Origin of the sequence: Streptomyces sp. TRM49041 (genome assembly GCF_008271805.1) — a bacterium.
Lineage (GTDB): Bacteria > Actinomycetota > Actinomycetes > Streptomycetales > Streptomycetaceae > Streptomyces.
This window is the reverse complement of sequence record NZ_VSRY01000117.1, coordinates 1-22,009: the sequence shown is the minus strand read 5'-3', so window position 1 is coordinate 22,009 and position 22,009 is coordinate 1. Positions and strand designations below refer to the sequence as shown.

Annotated in this window: 19 protein-coding genes; 13 read left to right on the top strand and 6 right to left on the bottom strand. The window is 71.7% G+C overall.

Going from position 1 to position 22,009, the window contains the following annotated elements; genetic code table 11:
• From FVS66_RS35450 to FVS66_RS13815, 7 genes are all read left to right on the top strand, one after another.
• On the top strand, positions 1-192 hold a 192-nt coding region (locus FVS66_RS35450), incomplete at its 5' end, for a hypothetical protein (protein WP_222946930.1).
• A 257-nt stretch (positions 193-449) separates the two neighbouring features.
• Positions 450-1,016 carry a CGNR zinc finger domain-containing protein gene (locus FVS66_RS13840; protein WP_149181494.1) on the top strand — a complete coding sequence of 189 codons (567 nt, stop codon included), beginning with the start codon at positions 450-452 and terminating at the stop codon, positions 1,014-1,016.
• 90 nt (positions 1,017-1,106) lie between these two features.
• Positions 1,107-1,700: a sigma-70 family RNA polymerase sigma factor gene (locus tag FVS66_RS13835; protein WP_149181492.1), complete on the top strand. Its 594-nt coding sequence runs from the start codon at positions 1,107-1,109 to the stop codon at positions 1,698-1,700.
• On the top strand, positions 1,697-2,482 hold the full coding sequence (locus tag FVS66_RS13830) for a zf-HC2 domain-containing protein (protein ID WP_149181491.1): 786 nt from the start codon (positions 1,697-1,699) through the stop codon (positions 2,480-2,482). Before FVS66_RS13835 ends, FVS66_RS13830 begins: the two co-directional genes overlap by 4 nt.
• A gap of 268 nt (positions 2,483-2,750) precedes the next feature.
• On the top strand, positions 2,751-5,036 hold the full coding sequence (locus FVS66_RS13825; RefSeq protein WP_149181490.1) for a UvrD-helicase domain-containing protein: 2,286 nt from the start codon (positions 2,751-2,753) through the stop codon (positions 5,034-5,036).
• 381 nt (positions 5,037-5,417) lie between these two features.
• Positions 5,418-6,842: an NAD-dependent malic enzyme gene (locus FVS66_RS13820; protein ID WP_149181489.1), complete on the top strand. Its 1,425-nt coding sequence runs from the start codon at positions 5,418-5,420 to the stop codon at positions 6,840-6,842.
• Positions 6,843-7,244: 402 nt separating this feature from the next.
• A complete protein-coding gene (locus FVS66_RS13815; RefSeq protein WP_017237029.1) occupies positions 7,245-7,526 on the top strand; it encodes an HU family DNA-binding protein in 282 nt (93 codons plus the stop codon).
• 400 nt (positions 7,527-7,926) lie between these two features.
• Here the strand turns inward: FVS66_RS13815 and murA are convergent, their stop codons facing one another.
• Complete coding sequence (murA, locus tag FVS66_RS13810; RefSeq protein ID WP_149181488.1) at positions 7,927-9,267, bottom strand: UDP-N-acetylglucosamine 1-carboxyvinyltransferase; 1,341 nt, start codon at positions 9,265-9,267, stop codon at positions 7,927-7,929.
• Between the two features lie 299 nt (positions 9,268-9,566).
• Here murA and FVS66_RS13805 point away from each other — a divergent pair, with 299 nt between their 5' ends.
• The 6 genes from FVS66_RS13805 to FVS66_RS13780 all read left to right on the top strand — a co-directional run bounded on the left by FVS66_RS13805 (position 9,567) and on the right by FVS66_RS13780 (position 17,736).
• Positions 9,567-10,127, top strand: a complete 561-nt coding sequence (locus FVS66_RS13805) for a YqgE/AlgH family protein (protein WP_149181487.1) — start codon at positions 9,567-9,569, stop codon at positions 10,125-10,127.
• A gap of 30 nt (positions 10,128-10,157) precedes the next feature.
• Positions 10,158-10,460 carry a DUF3039 domain-containing protein gene (locus FVS66_RS13800; protein ID WP_149181486.1) on the top strand — a complete coding sequence of 101 codons (303 nt, stop codon included), beginning with the start codon at positions 10,158-10,160 and terminating at the stop codon, positions 10,458-10,460.
• A 541-nt stretch (positions 10,461-11,001) separates the two neighbouring features.
• Positions 11,002-12,642, top strand: a complete 1,641-nt coding sequence (locus tag FVS66_RS13795; RefSeq protein ID WP_149181485.1) for a beta-N-acetylhexosaminidase — start codon at positions 11,002-11,004, stop codon at positions 12,640-12,642.
• A gap of 392 nt (positions 12,643-13,034) precedes the next feature.
• The gene (locus tag FVS66_RS13790) at positions 13,035-13,928 is read left to right on the top strand and encodes an FAD binding domain-containing protein (protein ID WP_149181484.1); all 894 of its coding nucleotides are present in this window, start codon (positions 13,035-13,037) and stop codon (positions 13,926-13,928) included.
• Positions 13,925-15,424 carry a 2Fe-2S iron-sulfur cluster-binding protein gene (locus FVS66_RS13785; protein ID WP_149181483.1) on the top strand — a complete coding sequence of 500 codons (1,500 nt, stop codon included), beginning with the start codon at positions 13,925-13,927 and terminating at the stop codon, positions 15,422-15,424. The genes FVS66_RS13790 and FVS66_RS13785 overlap by 4 nt, the downstream gene beginning before the upstream one ends.
• Positions 15,421-17,736 (top strand): xanthine dehydrogenase family protein molybdopterin-binding subunit, encoded by a 2,316-nt coding sequence (locus FVS66_RS13780; protein ID WP_149181482.1) that lies wholly within the window; start codon positions 15,421-15,423, stop codon positions 17,734-17,736. The genes FVS66_RS13785 and FVS66_RS13780 overlap by 4 nt, the downstream gene beginning before the upstream one ends.
• Positions 17,737-18,366: 630 nt before the next feature.
• On the opposite strand, the gene FVS66_RS13775 is transcribed toward FVS66_RS13780, so the two are convergent.
• The 5 genes from FVS66_RS13775 to FVS66_RS13755 form a co-directional block, all read right to left on the bottom strand.
• Positions 18,367-18,825, bottom strand: coding sequence for a hypothetical protein (locus tag FVS66_RS13775; RefSeq protein ID WP_262386987.1), 459 nt, complete (start codon positions 18,823-18,825; stop codon positions 18,367-18,369).
• A 144-nt stretch (positions 18,826-18,969) separates the two neighbouring features.
• Entirely contained in the window at positions 18,970-20,766 is a 1,797-nt protein-coding gene (locus FVS66_RS13770) for an alpha/beta hydrolase (protein WP_149181480.1), read from the bottom strand.
• 9 nt (positions 20,767-20,775) lie between these two features.
• On the bottom strand, positions 20,776-21,237 hold the full coding sequence (locus FVS66_RS13765; protein ID WP_187645519.1) for a hypothetical protein: 462 nt from the start codon (positions 21,235-21,237) through the stop codon (positions 20,776-20,778).
• Positions 21,238-21,581: 344 nt separating this feature from the next.
• Positions 21,582-21,767, bottom strand: a complete 186-nt coding sequence (locus FVS66_RS13760) for a hypothetical protein (RefSeq protein ID WP_149180259.1) — start codon at positions 21,765-21,767, stop codon at positions 21,582-21,584.
• Positions 21,764-21,949, bottom strand: a complete 186-nt coding sequence (locus FVS66_RS13755) for a hypothetical protein (RefSeq protein WP_149180258.1) — start codon at positions 21,947-21,949, stop codon at positions 21,764-21,766. Before FVS66_RS13755 ends, FVS66_RS13760 begins: the two co-directional genes overlap by 4 nt.
• Positions 21,950-22,009 lie beyond the last annotated feature (60 nt).

The window sequence follows — 22,009 nt, the reverse complement described above, 5'->3', positions numbered from 1 at the left end:
GGGCGCGCCTCCGGTGCCGCCCTCGGCAGGCCCCTGCGCGCGCGAGAAGCGGGCTACGGCGCCCGCGCCCCCGGCCGCTCGTCACCCGGCACCGGCGCCCCGTGCGCGAGCCGGCGTGCCGCGCACGTGACCAAGGCCACGGGGGCTCAGGCGGGTTCGGGCGCAGTCCCGGCGCAGCGCGCGCGTGCGTGACGGGTTCTGGTCGCCCGACCGGCTCTCCGGGCGCCTGACCGGCTCTCCGGGCGCCGCTCGGTGCCGAGCCCGCATCTCGGCGGCGGCTCGTATGTCGGCGCGGCGGTTCGTATGTCCGCCCGGGGGCGACGACGTCGCCTGTGAGATCACAGCCTCTTCCCCGCGACGGCGATGTAGGTGGGGTTCCGGCGGACGGCCGGGGCGGGCACCCTGAAGAGTCGGACATCCAGGCGGTGACCCGAGGCGGTGACTGGCACATGGGCGGCGAGCGGAGGTTCGACCCCGGGCGGTGCTGTCTGGACCTGCTGGCGGAGCCGCCCGCCGGGCCCGGGCCGCTCGCCCGGTGGCTCGTCGGGTGCGGGCTCGTACCGCCCGGCACACCGCTGCCCGCCGTGGACGACGACTGGGTGGAACGATTCGCCGAACTCCGCGCCCATGTCGGCGTACTGGTCCGCGCCGAACTGCACGGCCACACCCCGGACGTGCCGGGCGCCCTGGAGCGGGTCAACGTCCTGGCGGCGGCCGCCGCGCCGCCCGCGCCGTGCGCGGTACGCGGCGAGGACGGGCGACTGGTACGGGCGTTGGGCGCACCGCCCGGCTGCGGCGCCCTGCTCGCCGCCCTCGCGCGCGACGCGGTCGAACTGCTCACCGACCCCGAGGCGCGGGCCCGGCTGCGCCAGTGCGAGGGCGACCACTGCCACCGCGTCTACCTGGACACTTCACGTGGCGGTCGGCGCCGTTGGTGCTCCAGCGAGATGTGCGGCAACCGGGAGCGAGTCGCCCGCCACCGCGCGCGTAACGGCCGCTCCCGCGAAATCCCCTGAGAAATTTCCGGCCCGCGTTGAGTGATCCACGACCGGCCTCCGTAGTCATGGGGGCAAGGAGTCGGACAGGGTCTCGACCGGGAGGTTCAGGTGCGCAAGGATGCCGCCGTGGCCGATGACCGTCGGGTGACGCGTCGGGCCCGGCATCGCGCGGAGTCATCGCATGTCAACGATCCTGTCCCGGACGAGGAGTTGATGCGGTCCCTCTACCGCGAGCACGCCGGACCGCTGCTCGCCTACGTACTGCGCCTCGTCGCGGGCGACCGCCAGCGAGCCGAGGATGTCGTACAGGAGACGCTCATCCGTGCCTGGAAGAACGCCGGTCAGCTCAATCGGGCTACCGGCTCTGTCCGACCCTGGCTGGTGACGGTCGCCCGGCGCATCGTCATCGACGGCCACCGAAGCCGGCAGGCCCGGCCGCAGGAGGTCGATCCGTCGCCGCTGGAGGTCATGCCCGCGGAGGACGAGATCGACAAGGCGCTGTGGCTGATGACGTTGTCCGACGCTCTCGATGATTTGACCCCGGCTCACCGGGAAGTCCTGATCGAGACGTATTTCAAGGGGCGTACGGTCAACGAGGCCGCCAAGACCCTGGGGATACCCAGTGGGACCGTACGGTCCCGGGTGTTCTACGCACTTCGCTCGATGAAGCTGGCTCTTGAGGAGAGGGGGGTATCGGCATGACGACGCACGGCTACGGCGAGGGGTACGCCGACGGGTCGATCCACGACTCCGTCGGCGCGTACGTGCTCGGAGTGCTCGACGACGCCGACGCCACCGCCTTCGAGGCCCACATGGCCGGCTGCGGGGTGTGCGCGGCGCGGCTGGACGAACTGGCCGGGATGGCGCCCATGCTCGCCATGCTGGCGGAGGCGCCCGGCCCCGGTGAGCGACCGGTGGCCGCGCCGCCACCGCCGCCTCCCGCGCCCGCCGTCCAGGCGGGCCCGCCCATGCTGAACCGACTCGTCGACGAGGTCTCCGTCCACCGCGCGCGGCGGCACCGCCGGGCGCGGTACATGGTCGCGGCGGCGGCCGTCCTGATCATCGGCGGCCCGGCGCTCGCCGTGGGCGCCCTGTCCAACGACGCGCCGACGACCTCGCGGGTGGCCGCGGAGGACGCCTTCCGGGGGCTCACCGAGAAGGTCACGGCGACCGACGCGACGACGAAGGTCAGCGCGACGGTCGGGATGGAGGCGAAGGGCTGGGGCACCGACGCGATGCTGGAGCTGAAGAACGTGAAGGGCCCGCTGAAGTGCCGGCTGGTCGCCGTCTCCAAGACGGGCGAGGAGGAGGTCGTCACCTCCTGGTCCGTCCCCAAGTGGGGTTACGGCATCGCGGACAGCCCCCAGGAGATGGCGAAGAAGCCGCTGTACGTCCATGGCGGCGCCGCCATGGACCGCAACGACATCGCCCACTTCGAGGTCCGCACCTTCGACGGCCACAGCCTGGTCAAGATCCCCACCTAGCCGGACCGCTCAGGGCCGGCACACCGGCAGCGCTCGTACCCGGACACGGGCGAGCGCTGCCGGTGTCTGTCCGCCCGCCCTCCGTGCCGCCCGGCTTCCCGGTGCACCCGTGCCCGGGAACGAGGGGCGGCCGCCCACCGCCACGGACGGCGCGCGGGGTGTCGCCGGGCGGCCGCGGGGCCGCGCCGAGGCGTGGGTGCGCCTGGCAGGGGCGTGAAAGGTGGCGTACCCTCGACGGCTGCCCAGTGCACGTCAGAAGGGGGCCTCGGTGGCCGCGCAGGAAGCCGACCGTGGGGTCGACACGATCCGGGATCGCGAGATCGCTGTCGAGCAGGACCACCTGGACCAGGTGTACCGCCGCCTCAAGGAGAAGATCCACGAGGCGGAGTTCCTCATGCACGACGCCGCCAAGCGCGGCCAGGTCGGCACGCCGGGTGCGCTCGCCGAGCGGGACGCCCAGGTCTTCCGCGCCGGTGTGCACCTGAACCGGCTCAACGCCGAGTTCGAGGACTTCCTCTTCGGGCGCGTCGACCTCCTCCGCGGCAAGGACGGCAAGAAGGGCCCCGACGGGGCCTACACCTCCGTCGAGCCCGCCGACGACGCCGTACGCCCGGACAACACCGCCGACATCGCCGAGACGCTGCACATCGGCCGCCTCGGGGTGCTCGACTCCGACTACAGCCCGCTCGTGATCGACTGGCGCGCCCCCGCCGCCGCGCCGTTCTACCGGGCCACGCCCGTCGACCCCGGCCGGGTCGTGCGGCGGCGGGTCATCCGGTCCAAGGGCCGCAAGGTCCTCGGCGTCGAGGACGACCTCATGCGCCCCGAGCTGGCCGCGACCCTCGACGGCGGCGAGCTCCCCGTCATCGGCGACGGCGCACTCATGGCGGCGCTCGGCCGGGCCCGCAGCCACACCATGCGCGACATCGTGTCGTCCATCCAGGCGGAGCAGGACCTGGTCATCCGCGCCCCCGCCGCGTCCGTGACGTACGTCGAGGGCGGGCCCGGGACCGGGAAGACCGCCGTCGCGCTGCACCGGGCCGCCTACCTGCTCTACCAGGACCGGCGGCGGTACGCCGGGGGCATCCTCATCGTGTCGCCGACGCCGCTGCTCGTCGCGTACACCGAGGGCGTGCTGCCCTCGCTGGGGGAGGAGGGGCAGGTCGCCATCCGCGCGGTGGGCAGCCTGGTCGACGGAGTCGAGGCCACCGCGTACGACGACCCCGCCGTCGCCCGCGTCAAGGGCTCGTCCCGGATGCTGAAGGTCCTCCGCAAGGCCGCGCGCGGTGCCCTGGAACTGGGCGAGGCACCCGACCGGCTCCGTGTCGTCGCCTTCGGGCGGCGCGTCGAACTGGCGGCGGACGAGCTCCAGCGCATCCGGCACAACGCCCTCGGCGGCACCGCTCCCGTCAACCTCCTCCGCCCGCGCGCCCGGCGCCTCCTCCTCGACGCGCTGTACGCCAGGACGGGCGCGGGCACCCGCCAGACGGACCCCGAGCTCGCCGCCGAGCTGCGTTCCTCCTTCGACGAGGACGTCACCTCCGAGGACGCCTTCACGGAGTTCCTGGACGCCTGGTGGCCCGAGCTCACCCCGCGCCGGGTCCTCACCGCCATGGCCGACGAGAGGCGCCTCGGCCGCTGGGCGCGCCGCGTCCTCAATCCCGGTGAGGTCCGCCGCCTGGCCCGCTCGCTGCGCCGGGACGCGTACTCCGTCCACGACGTGGCACTCCTCGACGAGCTGCAGACGCTCCTCGGCGCCCCCGCCAAGCCTCGCAGGAAGCGCGAGCTGGACCCGCTGGACCAGCTCACCGGCCTGGAGGAGCTGATGCCCGCACGGGAGGAGTCCCAGCGCGAGCGCGCCGAGCGGCTGGCCCAGGAGCGCACCGAGTACGCCCACGTCATCGTCGACGAGGCGCAGGACCTCACGCCCATGCAGTGGCGCATGGTCGGCCGCCGAGGCCGGCACGCCACATGGACGGTGGTCGGTGACCCGGCCCAGTCGTCCTGGTCCGCCCCGGACGAGGCGGCCGAGGCGCGGGACGAGGCGCTGGGCACCCGCCCGCGCCGCCGCTTCACGCTCACCGTGAACTACCGCAACCCCGCCGAGATCGCCGAGCTCGCCGCCAAGATCCTGGCCCTGGCCATGCCGGGCTCGGAGTCCCCGCGCGCGGTCCGCTCGACGGGCCTGGAGCCCCGTTTCGTGGCCGCCGGGGACCACGACCTGGCCGGGACCGTGCGGGAGGAGGCGCGGCGCCTCCTGGACCGCGTGGACGGCACCGTGGGCGTAGTCGTCGCCATGAACCGGCGCGAGCAGGCCGCAGCCTGGCTGGCGGACCTCGGCGACCGTGTCGTGGCGCTGGGCAGCCTGGAGGCGAAGGGCCTGGAGTACGACGCGACCGTCGTCGTCTCCCCGGCCGAGGTCGCCGACGAGTCCCCGGCCGGCCTGCGGGTGCTGTACGTGGCGCTGACCCGGGCGACGCAGCAGCTCACGGTCGTGTCGGGGCGGCGTGACGAGCCGGACGCCGACGGTGTCCCGGACCTCCTGAGGGACTGACGCGGGGCCGATCGGGGCCGATCCGGGCCGATCCTGCCGTGTGGGAATCGCCCGCCGGGCCGGTTTGTTAGCCTGTGTACGGCACCGGCTCGATCCAAGCCCCCGGGCCCAACCTTCGTCGCTTCGAGCGACCACTTGCCGCGAGGCGAGCATGGCGGGTCGGTGTCACTGAACGTGGGAAGCGGGTCCACCTCATCCAGGCGATGACGTGGACCCGCTTCCTTTTTGCTGCCGCTATCTCGTATGGTGGAAAACAATTTCCGAAAACAAAAAGACCGTATTACCTGCTACTCGCAGGTAGGTGCGACCATCGGAGGGCCCCGCACGGCCACCGCCGTCCCGGGGCGGCAGCGAAGCTAGGGAAAGCAGAGGAAGTCGGCCATGGCAACGGCGCCCAGCGTCTCGTACTCGATGACGGTCCGGCTGGAGGTGCCCGCGAGCGGAACCGCGGTCTCGCAGCTCACCACGGCCGTGGAGTCCTCCGGCGGTTCCGTGACCGGCCTCGACGTGACCGCGTCGGGCCACGAGAAGCTGCGGATCGACGTGACGATCGCGGCCACCTCCACCGCGCACGCCGACGAGATCGTCGGCAATCTCCGCGGCATCGAGGGCGTCGTCCTCGGCAAGGTCTCGGACCGTACGTTCCTGATGCACCTCGGCGGCAAGATCGAGATGGCGTCGAAACACCCCATCCGCAACCGTGACGACCTGTCCATGGTCTACACCCCGGGCGTGGCCCGCGTGTGCATGGCGATCGCCGAGAACCCCGAGGACGCCCGCCGCCTCACCATCAAGCGCAACTCCGTCGCGGTCGTGACGGACGGCTCCGCCGTCCTCGGCCTCGGCAACATCGGCCCGAAGGCCGCGCTGCCGGTCATGGAGGGCAAGGCGGCGCTGTTCAAGCGGTTCGCCGGCATCGACGCGTGGCCGATCTGTCTGGACACCCAGGACACCGACGCGATCGTCGAGATCGTCAAGGCCATCGCCCCCGGCTTCGCCGGCATCAACCTCGAGGACATCTCCGCGCCCCGCTGCTTCGAGATCGAGGCGCGGCTCCGCGAGGCCCTCGACATCCCGGTCTTCCACGACGACCAGCACGGCACCGCGATCGTCGTCCTGGCCTCCCTCACCAACGCGCTGCGTGTGATCGGCAAGTCCATCGGCGACGTCCGCGTCGTCATGTCCGGCGCCGGCGCGGCCGGTACGGCCATCCTGAAGCTGCTCATCGCGGCGGGCGTCAAGCACGCGGTCGTGGCCGACATCCACGGCGTCGTGCACGCCGGCCGTGAGGACCTGGTGGACGCTGCCCCCGAGTCCGCGCTGCGCTGGATCGCCGACAACACCAACCCCGAGGGCGTCACCGGCACGCTGAAGGAAGCGGTCGTCGGCGCTGACGTATTCATCGGCGTGTCCGCCCCGAACGTCCTCAACGGCGACGACGTCGCCGCCATGGCGGACGACGCGATCGTGTTCGCGCTCGCGAACCCGGACCCCGAGGTCGACCCGGCGATCGCCCGCCAGACGGCCGCCGTCGTGGCCACCGGCCGCTCCGACTTCCCGAACCAGATCAACAACGTGCTGGTATTCCCTGGCGTGTTCCGCGGCCTGCTCGATGCCCAGTCACGTACGGTCAACACGGACATGATGCTCGCGGCGGCGACCGCCCTGGCCGAGGTCGTCACCGACGAGGAACTGAACCCGAACTACATCATCCCGTCGGTCTTCAACGACAAGGTCGCGGGCGCGGTGGCAGATGCCGTGCGCAACGCCGCGAAGGCCGCCACGGGGGGCGAGACGCCGCTCTGACCCGGTGCGGCGGCATGCGGCACCCCCGCCCCGCCTCCGCGGCCTCCGGGCACCCTCCCGGCGGCCTCCTCCGGGCACCGTCCCGGCGGCCTCCGGGCACCGTCCCGGCGCGTCGCGGAATGCGGGCGTGCGCGTCCGCCCGTAGGGTGGCGATTCGTCTCCGGGACGTCTCCGCGCGGCCGGCGCGCGCAGCCGACTGGACGTCACCAGCACGGGGCCGTGGCGCTTTTCGTGTGACTCCGGAGGGTGCCGGATTGGCTTTCCCGCCGCTGGTGGGGGCAGGATGCGTATTCGGGCGCGAGGGTCTGACGGCAGACCCGGGTCCGAGCACTGTCCGAGGGCCCTGGCAGCATCGGCTTCGATCTCACGCCTCACAGGCAAGAAGAACACGGGAGTAACAACATGAACCGCAGTGAGCTGGTGGCCGCCCTGGCCGACCGCGCCGAGGTGACCCGCAAGGACGCCGACGCCGTGCTGGCCGCGCTCGCCGAGACCGTCGGTGAGGTCGTCGCCAAGGGCGACGAGAAGGTCACCATCCCCGGCTTCCTGACCTTCGAGCGCACTCACCGTGCCGCTCGCACCGCTCGTAACCCGCAGACCGGCGACCCGATCAACATCCCGGCCGGTTACAGCGTGAAGGTCTCCGCGGGCTCGAAGCTCAAGGAAGCCGCCAAGGGCAAGTAAGCCCTCTAGGCGCGTGGAAGAGGGCGGTCACCCCGGCAGAGGGTGACCGCCCTTCCACAAGCCCGCGTACGGCCCTTCCAGGGCCTCCGCCACGCACCGACAACGGCAACGGCCCCCCGTACACCACGGGGGGCCGTTGTCATCACAGGCGGGGTGACGCTCTGTCAGACCGCCGTGACGCCCGGCGGCTCGGCTCGCGCGTCCGGCTCCGTCGACTTCTGCGTGCTGTGCTGTCCCGGGGGTGACCCCCGGACCCCCGGCCGGAGGTCCGGGGTGTGGTCGTCAGACCTTCGTGGCGCCCGGCAGCTCCACCTTCGCCCCCGGCTCCGTCGACTTCTGCATGCTGTGCTGTCCCGGGGGTGACCCCCGGACCCCCGGCCGGAGGTCCGGGGTGTGGCCGTCAGACCTTCGTGACGCCCGGCAGCTCCACCTTCGCCCCCAGCTCCACCAACTTCTGCATGAAGTTCTCGTAGCCGCGGTTGATCAGTTCGATGCCGTGGACACGGGACGTGCCCTGGGCCGCCAGGGCGGCGATCAGGTACGAGAAGCCACCGCGCAGGTCGGGGATGACCAGGTCGGCGCCCTGGAGCTTCGTCGGGCCCGACACGACCGCCGAGTGCTGGAAGTTACGCTGGCCGAAGCGGCAGTCGGAGCCGCCCAGGCACTCGCCGTACAGCTGGATGTGCGCGCCCATCTGGTTGAGCGCCGACGTGAAGCCGAGCCGCGACTCGTACACCGTCTCGTGGACGATCGACAGGCCCGCCGCCTGCGTCAGGGCCACCACCAGCGGCTGCTGCCAGTCCGTCTGGAAGCCGGGGTGCACGTCCGTCTCCAGGGCGATCGCGTTCAGCGAGCCGCCCGGGTGCCAGAAGCGGATGCCCTCGTCGTCGATGTCGAAGGCGCCACCCACCTTCCGGTACGTGTTCAGGAACGTCATCATCGAGCGCTGCTGCGCGCCGCGCACATAGACGTTGCCCTCGGTCGCCAGCGCCGCCGACGCCCACGACGCGGCCTCCAGACGGTCCGACAGCGCCCGGTGCGTGTAGCCGCCCAGCTTGTCCACACCGGTGACTCGGATGGTCCGGTCGGTGTCGATCGCGATGATCGCGCCCATCTTCTGCAGTACGCAGATGAGGTCCTCGATCTCCGGCTCGACGGCCGCGTTGGAGAGCTCCGTCACACCCTCCGCCAGCACCGCAGTCAGCAGCACCTGCTCGGTCGCGCCCACCGACGGGTACGGCAGCCGGATCTTCGTGCCCCGCAGCCGCCGCGGGGCCTCCAGGTACTGGCCGCCCTCCCGCTTCTCGATCTTCGCGCCGAACTGGCGCAGCACCTCGAAGTGGAAGTCGATCGGTCGGCCGCCGATGTCGCAGCCGCCCAGACCGGGGATGAACGCGTGCCCGAGGCGGTGCAGCAGCGGGCCGCAGAACAGGATCGGGATGCGCGACGAACCCGCGTGGGCGTCGATGTCGGCCACGTTCGCCGACTCGACGTGTGTCGGGTCCAGGACCAGCTCGCCCGGCTCCTCGCCGGGACGGACGGTCACCCCGTGCAGCTGGAGCAGTCCGCGGACCACCCGCACGTCGCGGATGTCGGGAACATTGCGCAGCCGGCTCGGTGCGCTGCCGAGCAGCGCGGCGACCATCGCCTTGGGCACGAGGTTCTTCGCGCCGCGGACGCGGATCTCGCCCTCCAGCGGGGTGCCGCCGTGGACAAGCAGTACATCGTCAGTGCCGGTCATGTAACTCGCGTTCCGGTCGGTGCTCCCCCTGCGCAGCTGGGGGAGGTCGGGCAAGGGCCAGGGAAAAGGGTAAGGGGCTTCCACCCCTCTCCCGTAAGGCCGCGGAGCGACGGACCTTGTAATGAATTCGGCACAACACCCTCCGTCCCCGGGGCCTAGCGGACCGTCACCATCCGTTTCCGTGTGCGCGTGCGCACTGGGCGTGGCCGGGCGCACCTCCGCGCGGTGCGCGCCTCCGGTTGGGCCGGACTGGGGCGCAGACCCTCCGCGCGGGCCGAAGATGCGGGATCATGTCTGCCATGACCGAGGTGTCCTCGCTCGCAGGGCGGCTGCTCGTCGCCACCCCCGCACTGGCCGACCCCAACTTCGACCGTGCGGTGGTGCTGCTGCTCGACCACGACGACGAGGGCTCCCTGGGCGTGATACTCAACCGCCCCACGCCGGTCGGCGTCGGCGACATCCTGGAGCCCTGGGCGCCGCTCGCCGGTGAGCCCGGAGTGGTCTTCCAGGGCGGCCCCGTCTCGCTCGACTCGGCGCTCGGCCTGGCCGTGATCCCCGGCGACGAGGGCCCTCTCGGCTGGCGCCGCGTCCATGGCGCGATCGGGCTGGTCGACCTGGAGACCCCGCCCGAGCTGCTCGGCCCCGCCCTCGGCTCGCTGCGGATCTTCGCCGGGTACGCGGGCTGGGGGCCCGGTCAGCTGGAGGACGAGCTGGGCGAGGGCGCGTGGTTCGTGGTCGAGTCGGAGCCGGGCGACGTGTCGTCCCCGCGCCCCGAGAAGCTGTGGCGGGCCGTACTGCGGCGGCAGCGCAGCGAACTCGCCATGATCGCGACGTACCCGGACGACCCGAGCCTGAACTGAAGCCGCGACGGGTGAGTACCCTTGGCAGTTATGAGCACTCTTGAGCCCGAGCGCGGGGCAGGTACGGGGACCCTCGTAGAGCCGACGCCACAGGTGTCGCACGGCGACGGCGACCACGAGCGCTACGCCCACTACGTCCAGAAGGACAAGATCATGGCGAGTGCCCTCGACGGCACTCCCGTCGTCGCACTCTGCGGCAAGGTCTGGGTCCCAGGCCGCGACCCGAAGAAGTACCCGGTCTGCCCCATGTGCAAGGAGATCTACGAGTCCATGGGCGCCGGCGGCGACAAGGACAAGAGCGGCAAGGGCGGCAAGGGCGGCCAGGACAAGTAGCCCTCTCGGGCTCAGCTCTTCCGGGACACGCGGCCCGGCCCTGCACACGGCTCTCCGCCTCTCCGCCGCCCTGCGGGGCCTGGGCCCTGGACGTGGGCTTCGCGGCGGCGGGCCAGAGCGGGGTCCCTGGATCTCCGCTCGTGGCCGTGCGCGCCCGGGCTCGCCCGGTCTGCGACCTCTCTGTGACCTACGGCCCTGGGCCGTAGGTCACAGCTTTTCCAGGGGCGGCCGGGGCTTGGGGCCCCTGGCCATGGCTCCTCCGGGCGCTGCGCCGTCCGGGACCCACCACCTCTTCCTCGCGGGGAGGCCCCCGGGACGGGCGCCGGCGCGACGTGCGGGCACACCGACCCAGAGCCTCTGCCGTGCCATGGCCGCGCGGGCCTGGTTCCGGCCGGTCCATGCCCTTGTTCCGGTGGGCCCACGCACTTGCTCCGGCCGCTCCATGCCCTTGTTCCGGCTGTCCGGTCCGCCCTAGGCTCCTGCCCGTTGTTCGCTGCGAAACGTCCGTTGCGCATGGTGCAACGACCGGAGGGCTGACGTGATGGACCTCATTCCGGCACCCGCGCGCGTCGACGGCCCGTACGGCCGTGGACTCGTGCTCGACGCCCGTACGACGATCCTCGCCGCGCCCGGCACGGAGACCACCGAGCGCTGGCTGCGCTCGACGCTCGGCGCCGCCTTCGGGCTGCCCCTCCGGCCGGCGCCCGAGGGGGCCGGCCGACGCGGGAACACCATCGGCCTCCGTCTGGACGCCGCGCTCGGCCCCGAGGCGTACCGCCTCGGCGTGGCCGCGGGCGGGCACGTGGAGATCGTGGGCGGCGACGCGGCCGGTGTCTTCTGGGGCGGCCAGACGCTCCGTCAACTCCTCGGCCCCGACGCCTTCCGCCGCGCCCCCGTCCGCCCCGAAGCCGCCGCTGGCGTCGCCGCCATGGAGATCGAGGACCGTCCGCGGTTCGCGTGGCGCGGGCTGCTCCTCGATGTGGCACGGCACTTCCTGCCCAAGGACGACGTGCTGCGCTACATCGACCTCATCGCCGCGCACAAGCTGAACGTCCTCCACCTCCACCTCACCGACGACCAGGGCTGGCGCGTCGAGATCCTGCGGTACCCGCGCCTCACCGGGACCGGCGCCTGGCGGGCCCGTACGAAACGCGGGCACCGCGCCTCCCCGCTGTGGGACGAGACCCCGCACGGCGGCTACTACACGCAGGACGACATCCGCGAGATCGTCGCGTACGCAACCGAGCGGCATATCCGCGTCGTCCCCGAGATCGACGTCCCCGGCCACTCGCAAGCGGCCATCGCCGCGTACCCGGAACTCGGCAACACCGATGTCATCGACACGACCACCCTTCCCGTCTGGGACAACTGGGGCATCAACCCGAACGTACTCGCCCCCACCGACAACACCCTCCGCTTCTACGAAGGCGTCCTGGAGGAGGTCCTCGACCTCTTTCCGCCCGCCACCTCCCCGTTCATCCACATCGGCGGCGACGAGTGCCCCAAGGACCAGTGGAAGGCGTCCGCCACCGCCCAGGCCCGTATCAAGGAACTCGGCGTCGGCGACGAGGACGGGCTCCAGAGCTGGTTCATCCGCCACTTCGACCGCTGGCTCGCCGACCGGGGCCGCCGCCTCATCGGCTGGGACGAGATCCTGGAGGGCGGCCTCGCCCCCGGCGCGGCCGTGTCGTCCTGGCGGGGATACGCCGGCGGGATCGCCGCCGCCGAAGCCGGCCACGACGTCGTCATGTGCCCCGAGCGGCATGTGTATCTGGACCACCGTCAGGACGGCGGCGCCGATGAGCCCGTACCCATCGGATACGTCCGCACCCTCGAGGACGTCTACCGCTTCGAGCCCGTGCCGCCCGGGCTCTCCGCCGAGGCCGCCCCGCACGTCATCGGCACCCAGGCCAACGTCTGGACGGAGGTCCTCGACAGCCGCTCCCGTGTCGACTACCAGACCTTCCCCCGGCTCGCGGCCTTCGCCGAGGTCGCCTGGTCGGTCACCCTGCCCGACCCTCCCGCGCGCGACTTCACCGCTTTCGAGCGGCGAGCGGGCGTGCACTGCCGGCGCCTTGAGGCACTCGGCGTCGATCACCGGCCGCCCACAGGCCCGTTGCCGTGGCAGCGGCGCCCTGGAGTGGTCGGACGCCCGATCGAGGGAGCGCCCCCGAACGTGTGACCCCGGCGGGAACCGGCACCTCGCGCGCCGCCCCCGGGACCGTGGACATTCTCCGAACCCCCGTGCGAACCCCTTCGAACCCTCTCCGGAACACCTCAGGGACCTCTCCGGAACACCTCCGGGACCTCTCCGGAGACCCTCCAGGAACAAGCCGCGCAAGGGTGGCGGGGCGTGGCAATCCACCTGTCCCGCCAAAGACGGGCGAATCGGATCATTCTCCCAGTCCTGGGAGGTCACGGGAGGTCGCGGGCGGATCCATCCTTCGCGGACCCTCGCGTCGGTCGTCCTGGAAGATGTGCCACAGTTTCCACGTCCGGGCTGTGAGCACGTACGGTACGGCCAACAAGGCGGGACAGCCGGGACAGCCGGGACACCGGGAAGGGGCAGCTGGGTTGACCACGCACGCACCGCGGACGGCACACTCCGTCACGCTCCCGGCCTCGCTCGACGAGGCCGTGGCGGCACTCACCGCCATGCCCGCCGCCGTGCCCGTCGCCGGTGGCACCGACCTGATGGCCGCCGTCAACAAGGGGCAGCTCCGCCCCGCCGGACTCGTCGGCCTCGGCCGCATCAACGAGCTGCGCGGCTGGCAGTACCAGGACGGCCACGCCCTCCTCGGCGCCGGCCTCACCCACGCCCGGATGGGACGCCCCGACTTCGCCGCCCTCATCCCCGCCCTGGCCACCGCCGCTCGCGCCGCAGGTCCGCCGCAGATCCGCAACGCGGGCACCCTCGGCGGCAACATCGTCACCGCCGCCCCGACCGGCGACTCCCTGCCCGTCCTGGCCGCCCTGGAGGCCGATCTCCTCGTCGTCGGCCCGGGCGGCAGCCGCGAGATCCCCGTCTCGCACCTGCTGGCCGGCCGCGAGATGCTCGGGCCCGCCGAACTCGTCGCGTTCGTACGGGTGCCCCTGCTGCACGCCCCGCAGGTGTTCCTGAAGGCCACCGGGCGGACCGGCCCGGGCCGCGCCCTCGCCTCGGTCGCCGTCGTCCTGGACCCGGCGCGGCGCGCGGTGCGCTGCGCGGTCGGGGCCATCGCGCCGATGCCGCTGCGCCCGCTGGAGGCCGAGCACTGGATCGCCTCGCTCGTCGACTGGGACGCCGAGCGGGGACTGACGCCGGAGGCCCTGATGGCCTTCGGCGAGTACGTCGCGGCCGCCTGCATCCCGGACCAGCCGCCGGCCGCCGAGGGTGAGGAGCCGCCCCCGCTGCCGCCCGCCGTACTGCAACTGCGCCGCACGGTCGCCGTGCTGGCCCGACGAGCACTGGGGAGGGCGCTGTCGTGACCACCGACGAGAACGAGAACGAGAACGGGCACGAGAACGGCCGCGCGAGCGGGTACGGGCGCGCGAGCGGGTACGGGTACGCGCACGGCGAGCAGCCGCAGGGCGCCGGCTGGCAGCCGACGCCGCAGGGCGAGTACGACGGCGACGCCACCGCGTTCGTCCAGCTGCCTCCCGACGTGGGGCTCGACGGCATCCCGCTGGAGGCGCCCGGCCACGGCTACGTACCGCCGCGCATCGACGACCCGCACGCCACGGCGCAGTGGAACTTCCAGGAGGCGCTCGCGACCGAGCAGCCGCTCGCTCCCGGTGGCTCGGACCTGACCGGTCAGTGGACCATCCCGGTCGCGCGGGGCGACCTGCCGGAGGAGTCCGGTGAGTACCGCCTGTCCTCCCAGCAGCCGCCCGCCGCGCCCGCCTGGTCGGACGGCACCGCACCGGCGACGCTGCCGGGGGGCGCGTCGGCACCGTGGGCGGTCCAGCCCCCCGAGCCCCGGCCGGAGCGGGCCCCGGAGGACCACCGGGCGCACCTGGACGCGGGCACCCGGACGGCGGACGGCACAGCTGACCCGGCTGACCCCGTCCCCGGGACGGCCACCGCCCCGGCGGCCACCGCCCCGGCGGCCACCGCGCCCCCGGAGGGCATCGCCCCGGAGGCCACGGCGGCCCCGGACCCCTCCGAGGACCCGGCCGCGACGCCCGCCGACCCGACGACGGCCGACGCGACGTCCGACCCGGCCGCACCCGACACGGTCAAGGCCCCGGAGCCGGACCCCGACCGGGCCCCCGGGCCCGGGGGGACCGATTCCGCCACGGCCGACGCCACGGCCGACGCTGCCGCCGAAGCTGCCGCCGACGACACCTCGGCAGCCCCCGCGGACGCGCCCGTCCCCATCCCCATCCCCGTCCCGGACAGCGACGAGCACCCGCACGTCTCCTATGTGCTCCGTGTCAACGGCACCGACCGCCCCGTGACCGAGGCGTGGATCGGTGAGTCGCTGCTGTACGTGCTGCGCGAGCGGCTCGGCCTGGCCGGTGCCAAGGACGGCTGCTCGCAGGGGGAGTGCGGCGCGTGCAACGTCCAGGTGGACGGCCGCCTGGTCGCCTCCTGCCTGGTGCCCGCGGCGACCGCCGCCGGCAGTGAGGTCCGTACGGTCGAGGGCCTCGCCGCGCACGGCGAGCCCTCCGATGTCCAGCGCGCCCTCGCCCGCTGCGGCGCCGTCCAGTGCGGCTTCTGCATTCCCGGCATGGCCATGACCATGCACGATCTCCTCGAGGGCAACCACGCGCCCAACGAGCTGGAGGCCCGCCGGGCCCTGTCCGGCAACCTGTGCCGCTGCACCGGCTACCAGGGCGCCCTCCGCGCCGTACAGGAGGTGGTCGCCGAGCGCCGCGAGGCAGGCGCCGCCGCGGCGAACCCGGGTGGCGCGCCCGAAGAGCACCACGACGTCCGTATCCCGCACCAGGTCCCCCACCCGCACGACGGAGGCACGGCGTGAGCAACGACGCGGCCAACGCCATCCCGGCGGTCGACGCCCCCCAGCAGGAGCAGCCGGTCCACGGGCTCGGCGCGTCGCTGCCGTCGGCCGACGCCCGCGCCAAGGCGGAGGGCACCTTCCCGTACGCCTCCGACCTCTGGGCCGAGGGCCTCCTCTGGGCGGCGGTCCTCCGCTCCCCGCACGCCCACGCCCGCATCCGGGCGATCGACACGGCCGCGGCCGCGGCCATGCCGGGCGTACGGGCCGTGGTGACCCACGCCGACGTGCCCGGGGACACGGCGTACGGCCGCTCCGTCGCCGACCGCCCCGTCTTCGCCGCCGACGTCGTCCGCCACCACGGCGAGGCGATCGCGGCGGTGGCCGCCGACCACCCGGACACCGCTCGCCTCGCGGCCGCGGCGATCATCGTGGACTACGAGGTGCTGGAACCGGTCACGGACCCGGAGAAGGCGTTCTCGGCACCACCCCTTCACCCCGACGGCAACCTGATCCGCCACATCCCGCTCCGCTACGGCGACCCGGACATCACCGGCGAGGTCGTCGTCGAGGGCCTGTACCGCATCGGCCGCCAGGACCCGGCGCCGATCGGCGCTGAGGCGGGGCTCGCCGTACCGCGCCCGGACGGCGGTGTGGAGATCTACACCGCGTCCACCGACCCGCACACCGACCGGGACCTGGCCGCGGCCTGTTTCGGGCTCGCGCCGGACCAGGTGAAGGTCGTCGTGACGGGCGTCCCGGGCGCGATGGGCGACCGCGAGGACCCCGGCTTCCAGATCCCGCTCGGCCTGCTGGCGCTCCGCACGGGCGCCCCGGTGAAGCTGGCGGCGTCCCGCGAGGAGTCGTTCCTGGGCCACGGCCACCGCCACCCGACACTGCTGCGCTACCGCCACCACGCGGACGCGGAGGGCCGCCTGGTGAAGGTGGAGGCGCAGATCCTCCTGGACGCCGGCGCGTACGCCGACGCGTCGTCGGACTCCCTCGCGGCGGCCGTGGCCTTCGCCTGCGGCCCGTACGTGGTGCCCCACGCGTTCATCGAGGGCTGGGCGGTCCGTACGAACAACCCGCCCTCCGGCCATGTGCGCGGCGAGGGCGCGATGCAGGTGTGCGCGGCGTACGAGGGCCAGATGGACAAACTGGCCGCGAAGCTAGGCGTGGACCCCGCCGAACTCCGCCTCCGCAACGCCCTGGCGACGGGAGACCTCCTCCCCACGGGCCAGACGGTCACATGCCCTGCCCCGGTGGCAGAGCTCCTGGAAGCCGTCCGCGACTACCCCCTCCCGCCCCTCCCCATGGACATCTCCGAGTCGGAGGAGGACTGGCTGCTGCCGGGCGGCCCGGAGGGCGCGGGGGAGCCCGGCGCGGTCCGGCGCGGGGTCGGCTACGCGGTGGGCATGGTGCACATGCTGGGCGCCGAGGGCACGGACGAGGTGTCGACGGCGACGGTGAAGGTCCAGGACGGCGTGGCGACGGTCCTGTGCGCGGCGGTGGAGACGGGCCAGGGCTTCTCGACGCTGGCCCGCCAGATCGTCCAGGATGTCCTGGGGGTCGAAGAGGTCCACGTGGCCCCCGTGGACACGGACCAGCCCCCGGCGGGCCCGGCGACGCACGGCAGGCACACATGGGTGTCGGGCGGCGCGGTGGAACGCGCGGCCAAAATGGTCCGCACCCAGCTACTCCAGCCCCTGGCGCACAAGTTCGGCATGTCCACGGAGCTCCTCCAGATCGCCGACGGCAAGATCACGTCCTACGACGGCGTCCTGTCGACCACGGTGATGGAGGCCCTGGACGGCAAGGAACTGTGGGCCACCGCCCAATGCCGCCCCCACCCCACCGAACCCCTCGACGAGGCGGGCCAGGGCGACGCGTTCGTCGGCCTCGCGTTCTGCGTGATCCGCGCGGTGGTCGACGTCGACATCGAACTCGGCTCGGTCCGCGTCGTCGAACTGGCGGTCGCCCAGGACGTGGGCCGCGTACTCAACCCCGCCCAACTCGCCACCCGCATAGAGGCAGGCGTCACCCAGGGCCTCGGCGCCGCGCTCACCGAGAACCTCCGCACCCCCCGCGGCCTGGTCCGCCACCCCGACCTCACCGGCTACGCCCTCCCGACGGCCCTGGACGCCCCCGACATCCGCGTCGTGGAACTGGTCGAGGAACGCGACGTGGTAGCCCCCTTCGGCGCCAAGCCCGCCAGCGCGGTCCCGGTCGTCACCACCCCCGCGGCCATCGCCTCCGCGGTCCGCGCCGCCACCGGCCGCCCGGTCAACCGCCTCCCGATCCGCCCCCAGGCGGCGGTGGTGACGTCCGGCTCGTAGGTGCAGTCAAGGCGGAGGCGGCGTTGGCGTGACCCGGGAGGCGAACCGCCAGGAAGCCATCGCGGAGATGCGCAAGCTGGCGCAGGCGTACGACCAGTCGGTTTCGGAGATGGACAAGCTGGAGGTGCCGACTTTCCCGCCACCGCCGGGGGAGTTCGTGCCTCCGGCCGAGAAGTGGCGCGACTCGCTGGACTTGTACCGCTCCGGCGTCGACGGTGCCGCCGCGGGCGATGGGGCAGTTGGAGCTTTCGCCTCGCACGCCTCCGTAGCCGAGAGTGCGCCGGTACTCGGATGCGGCAGCTGCGGGGCGCACGCTTGTCCCGGAGACGCCTCATGCTGTCACGTGGCCCATGAGATCTTCGAGGCCGTGTGCTCAAGCGCGACGAGTGGACGGACTGCGACGGCCACGGCACGGGCATGGCGGGAACATCGCCGGTACCGAAGGAGCGGCGGCGGGGACGGGGCGTTCGGGCTGGCGCCGGGGGCCAAGATCCTTCCCGTTCGGAATCGTAATGAGGTGACCAGGCAGTCACGGCAGAAGATCCACCACGGCCTGCCTGGACATCGCGCCCCCGGAGGGCGCGAGACCGTCGTCGACCTGGTTTCGGTGGTCCGGCTCCCGCTCCGGGCTCAGAAGCGCTCGATCTCCTGGCCGGCTGGGATCTCATAGCAGCCGGACACAAGCATCAAACTCAGCTTGGGCGGATCATTCTTGGCGCGTTGGGATATGTTGAGGCTTGTCTTTTTCTCATCGTTGTCGGCTGTCAGTGAAAGGTTTCGATTCTTGCTGGTGTCCGGCCCGTATTCGACGATCTTCCATCCGCTTTTCGGCAACTCTCCCTTGAGTCGCTCCATCGCCTCGTTCAACTGACTCGGCGAGGTCGGATAGAAACTCCATGAATGAAAGACCCGAAAGTGCTTCTCTCGATCCTTTCCTGCGCAATCCGTGATCCCGGGGCTTGAATCGGATGCCTTCCCTTTGACGTCGATCAGATCGTAGATCTGGCTGGATACCTTCTCCATTTGGTCGGCTGCGGACCGTGACGTGCTGGTGCCCGCAAAGGGGATGGCCTTCTCGGTGTCATTCATGCTGCATCCAGTGAGGGGTGCCAGTGCGATGGTGATGAGGAGCGCTGATGCGCCCAGTTTTGCCTTCAAGCCGAGATGCCTCGCTTAGTGGGTTCGGAGCACAGGGCGGTTAGGTCGCTAGGATTGCACCCGAATGGCGTGGGGCTACTTGAGCTTCACGTCGTCGTACTTCCCTGCTACGACCAGGCCTTGATTCCTCAAGCTTTGAGAGGGTCCCTCAGGACTGTCATCCCAGTACCCGCTGTGGCCTTCAGTGTCCGTGGCCATCTGGTTGGCGCCGAACCATTCATCACTGGGGATCACCCAGTAGCTTCCCGATGTATGTCCGCCGTGTCCCCAGCGGCCGATATCTGGTACCACGTCCCCGTCTGCCTCCTGATTCCAGACGTGCCCCTTGGGGACATCCAGGTCCTCGGCTCTGGCCACTGTCACACCGGGGCTGCCCGCAGTGATCACATCGTCTGCGTTAAGCGTGCCATGGTCGGCGGCGGAACCCACGAGGGTCGTGCCGTAAGAGTGACCGATCACGGTCCGGTGGGTCCCCGAGGCGCCGGTATGCGATTCCTCCAGACCGTCGAGGAATCGGTTGAAGGCCGGGGCGCCGTCATCCGCGTAGTGCCTGAAAGGTGCGTCCTTGTAGATGTCCTGCGGGGCGTCGTATCCAAGCCAAGTGATCGTGGATACGTCCTTGCCATCGGCCTCGTCATTGGCCACACGCCATACGCCGGCCATCCGGTCGATATTGCCGTCTATGTTGCTCAGGTTCGACGTCGTTCCCGGCACGTAGACCGCCTGGTGGTCGGCTGTGTCCGGGTTTCCGTTGGCGATGATCGCCCGGCCGTTACCCTCTGCGCTGAACCCCAGGAGATACGCCTCGGGCAGACTGTTCTGGCCTGTCTGGTCGAAGCGCTTCTGGATGCTGTCCATACCTTTGAGAGATTTGGTGAGCTGCTCGTACCGCTCCCCGTACTGCCTGTGCCAGTCCATCCACTCGTCGGTGTGCACCTTGGACGGGTACATGCCCGCAGTGATCCACGTCCACTCGTTGGCGGGTGCCTTCGGGATCGCGGCCAGTTCCAGCCGGTATTGGGCGTACTTCTCGTCGAAAACGATGCGGTTGGCCTCGTCACGGACGGCGGAGGGCAGCCCGTCGAGCTTCCCCACAGCAGCCGGCTCCAGCGAGAGCCACGCCGCCTGACCCTCCGGGCTGAGCCCGTTCCACCACGATGCGTTGTCCTTGTGACTGCCGTCCTTCGGGGGATGGGGGAGAGAGTCGAGGTAGCCCTTGCCCGCGTCACGGACACCGCTCATGTCCGACTTCACATCCGCCCAGTCCCGGTCGGACACGGTCAGGTCGTCGTCGGCCTTCAGCGCGCGCAGCTTCGGTGCCCACTTCGCGTCCGCGTCCGTGGCCTCCTTCACCGCGTCGGCGATCCGGTTCGCGAACTCCAGCGCCTTGCCGTAGTTCGGGTTCGGGTGCGCGTTCGCCGCCTGACGGTAGATCGCGTCCGCCGTCGGGGAGGACGGGCCGCCCGTGCCCTTGACCGTGCCGCCCTCCGGAACCTTGCCGTCGACCTCTTCGCCGCCCGCAGGGAAGCTGACCGAGCCGTCGGGCTTCACCGTGCAGTGGGCAGCCTGCGCATCCGCCAGGGCCGCGTCCAGCTTCCGCTTGGCCGCGGCCATGTCGTATGCGAAGCCGTTGAGTGCGGTGCTCACCAGGCCGCACTCGGTCTGCACGTAGTGCAAGTTCTTCGACAGCTCCTTGAGCTCGCCCAAGGCCGCGGTCGCTGCCCGACCGTCCAGCTGCGCGTTGACGCCGGAAGTGATCCGGATGTCGATCGCATCCTTGGCCTTGGCGGCCATCTCGCCCGTGGCGCGGTAGCCGTCAGCCGCGTCCGCATATGTGGTGGGCTTGAACTTCTTCAGGGTCGCCAGCTCCATGACCTTCGATCACCGGCCCTTCGCCTGGCCACCGACGGCCTCGGTGTCCTTGTACTTCGCCTTGACCTTCTGGAGCTCTTCCTCGATCGCCTTGTCGGTCATCGCCAGATCGCGCCCGGCCCGTTCCAGCAGCCCGCCCAGCGTGCCGCAGCGACCGCTCACCTTGCTGATGTACGTCTTCCAGGAGACGTACAGCTCCTTCTGCGCCGCCGCCGACTGGCACCCGGACGTGTCCTCCACGCCCGTCTGCCCGTCCTCCAGTTTCTTGAGGCCCTTGCTGATCTCGTCCTTCAGGCCCTTGACGCCCTCACCTGCCTGGGTCCAGGCTTTCTTCTGCGTTTTCAGCCGCCCGGAGGAGTCACCACCGCCGACACCGGACGGGTCCGAATCCGGAAACTGGTTGAGCTGCATCCGAGTTGCCCGGCGTTCACCGGCTTCGGTCTTGAGCTGTTCCCATTCGTCCCACGACATCGGCGCCCCTCCATCGGGTCTGTACTACGGCCCAACCGGGCTCCCGCCGTCACCCTAATGGCGTGTCTGATAGCGGTCTCTGAGTACCCGTACTCATTTGCGGGAGGATCGCGGTCTGCCTGCGACACGCGGCGCCGTCAGCGCCCGCTGCGTGGCCCGAGGGCTGGTGGAATGCCGTATTCCCAGGTCGAGTTGGGTCACCGGCCTTCCACTCGGGGTCGTAGGCGCAGTGGACGCCGGCGCTGCCGGCGAAGTACTCCCGGTCCGGGTACCAGGACTGCCGGTGATGGCGCGAGCGAAGGCGGGGCCCGCCTCACGTGGTGGTGAGGGAGCCCCGCCTGTGTTCAGTGCTTGTGGCAGGCGCATGTGCACGTGATCGAGAAGACCGGCTGCTCGTCGGGGCCGGGGTCGTCGGACGCGTACACCTCCATAGGTGCGCAGAAGGAATGCTCGCCCGCCTCGCATTCCTGCGTCCGCCCGGACTCTCTCGCGTCCGCGGTGAGCTGCTCCGTCGTGCGCTCCGGCCTCACCGCTCACCACCCAGAAGGTCGAACGCGTCAGGGACCGGTGGGAACAGCGGTGCGCATTCGCGGCACGCGTACACGGTGAAGCCGGGTCCACTGGCCTGGTGCACCTCGGAGACGACCACGGGTGCGTCCGTGATCCGGTCGCAGCGTACGCACATGCGGATCGGCCGCCGCCGGTCGTTCATCGGGCGACCTCCACTCCGTGCAGGCTGCGGGCGTCCAGGTCGATGCCCAGGTCCGCCGCG

What these genes read in the sequence shown, in the direction of transcription:
- FVS66_RS13840 (WP_149181494.1), top strand. Translation starts at nt 450, where the DNA reads ATGGGCGGCGAGCGGAGGTTCGACCCCGGGCGGTGCTGTCTGGACCTG.
- FVS66_RS13830 (WP_149181491.1), top strand. Translation starts at nt 1,697, where the DNA reads ATGACGACGCACGGCTACGGCGAGGGGTACGCCGACGGGTCGATCCAC.
- FVS66_RS13820 (WP_149181489.1), top strand. Translation starts at nt 5,418, where the DNA reads ATGGCAACGGCGCCCAGCGTCTCGTACTCGATGACGGTCCGGCTGGAG.
- FVS66_RS13815 (WP_017237029.1), top strand. Translation starts at nt 7,245, where the DNA reads ATGAACCGCAGTGAGCTGGTGGCCGCCCTGGCCGACCGCGCCGAGGTG.
- murA (WP_149181488.1), bottom strand. Translation starts at nt 9,267, where the DNA reads ATGACCGGCACTGACGATGTACTGCTTGTCCACGGCGGCACCCCGCTG.
- FVS66_RS13805 (WP_149181487.1), top strand. Translation starts at nt 9,567, where the DNA reads ATGACCGAGGTGTCCTCGCTCGCAGGGCGGCTGCTCGTCGCCACCCCC.
- FVS66_RS13800 (WP_149181486.1), top strand. Translation starts at nt 10,158, where the DNA reads ATGAGCACTCTTGAGCCCGAGCGCGGGGCAGGTACGGGGACCCTCGTA.
- FVS66_RS13795 (WP_149181485.1), top strand. Translation starts at nt 11,002, where the DNA reads ATGGACCTCATTCCGGCACCCGCGCGCGTCGACGGCCCGTACGGCCGT.
- FVS66_RS13775 (WP_262386987.1), bottom strand. Translation starts at nt 18,825, where the DNA reads ATGAATGACACCGAGAAGGCCATCCCCTTTGCGGGCACCAGCACGTCA.
- FVS66_RS13770 (WP_149181480.1), bottom strand. Translation starts at nt 20,766, where the DNA reads ATGGAGCTGGCGACCCTGAAGAAGTTCAAGCCCACCACATATGCGGAC.
- FVS66_RS13765 (WP_187645519.1), bottom strand. Translation starts at nt 21,237, where the DNA reads ATGTCGTGGGACGAATGGGAACAGCTCAAGACCGAAGCCGGTGAACGC.
- FVS66_RS13755 (WP_149180258.1), bottom strand. Translation starts at nt 21,949, where the DNA reads ATGAACGACCGGCGGCGGCCGATCCGCATGTGCGTACGCTGCGACCGG.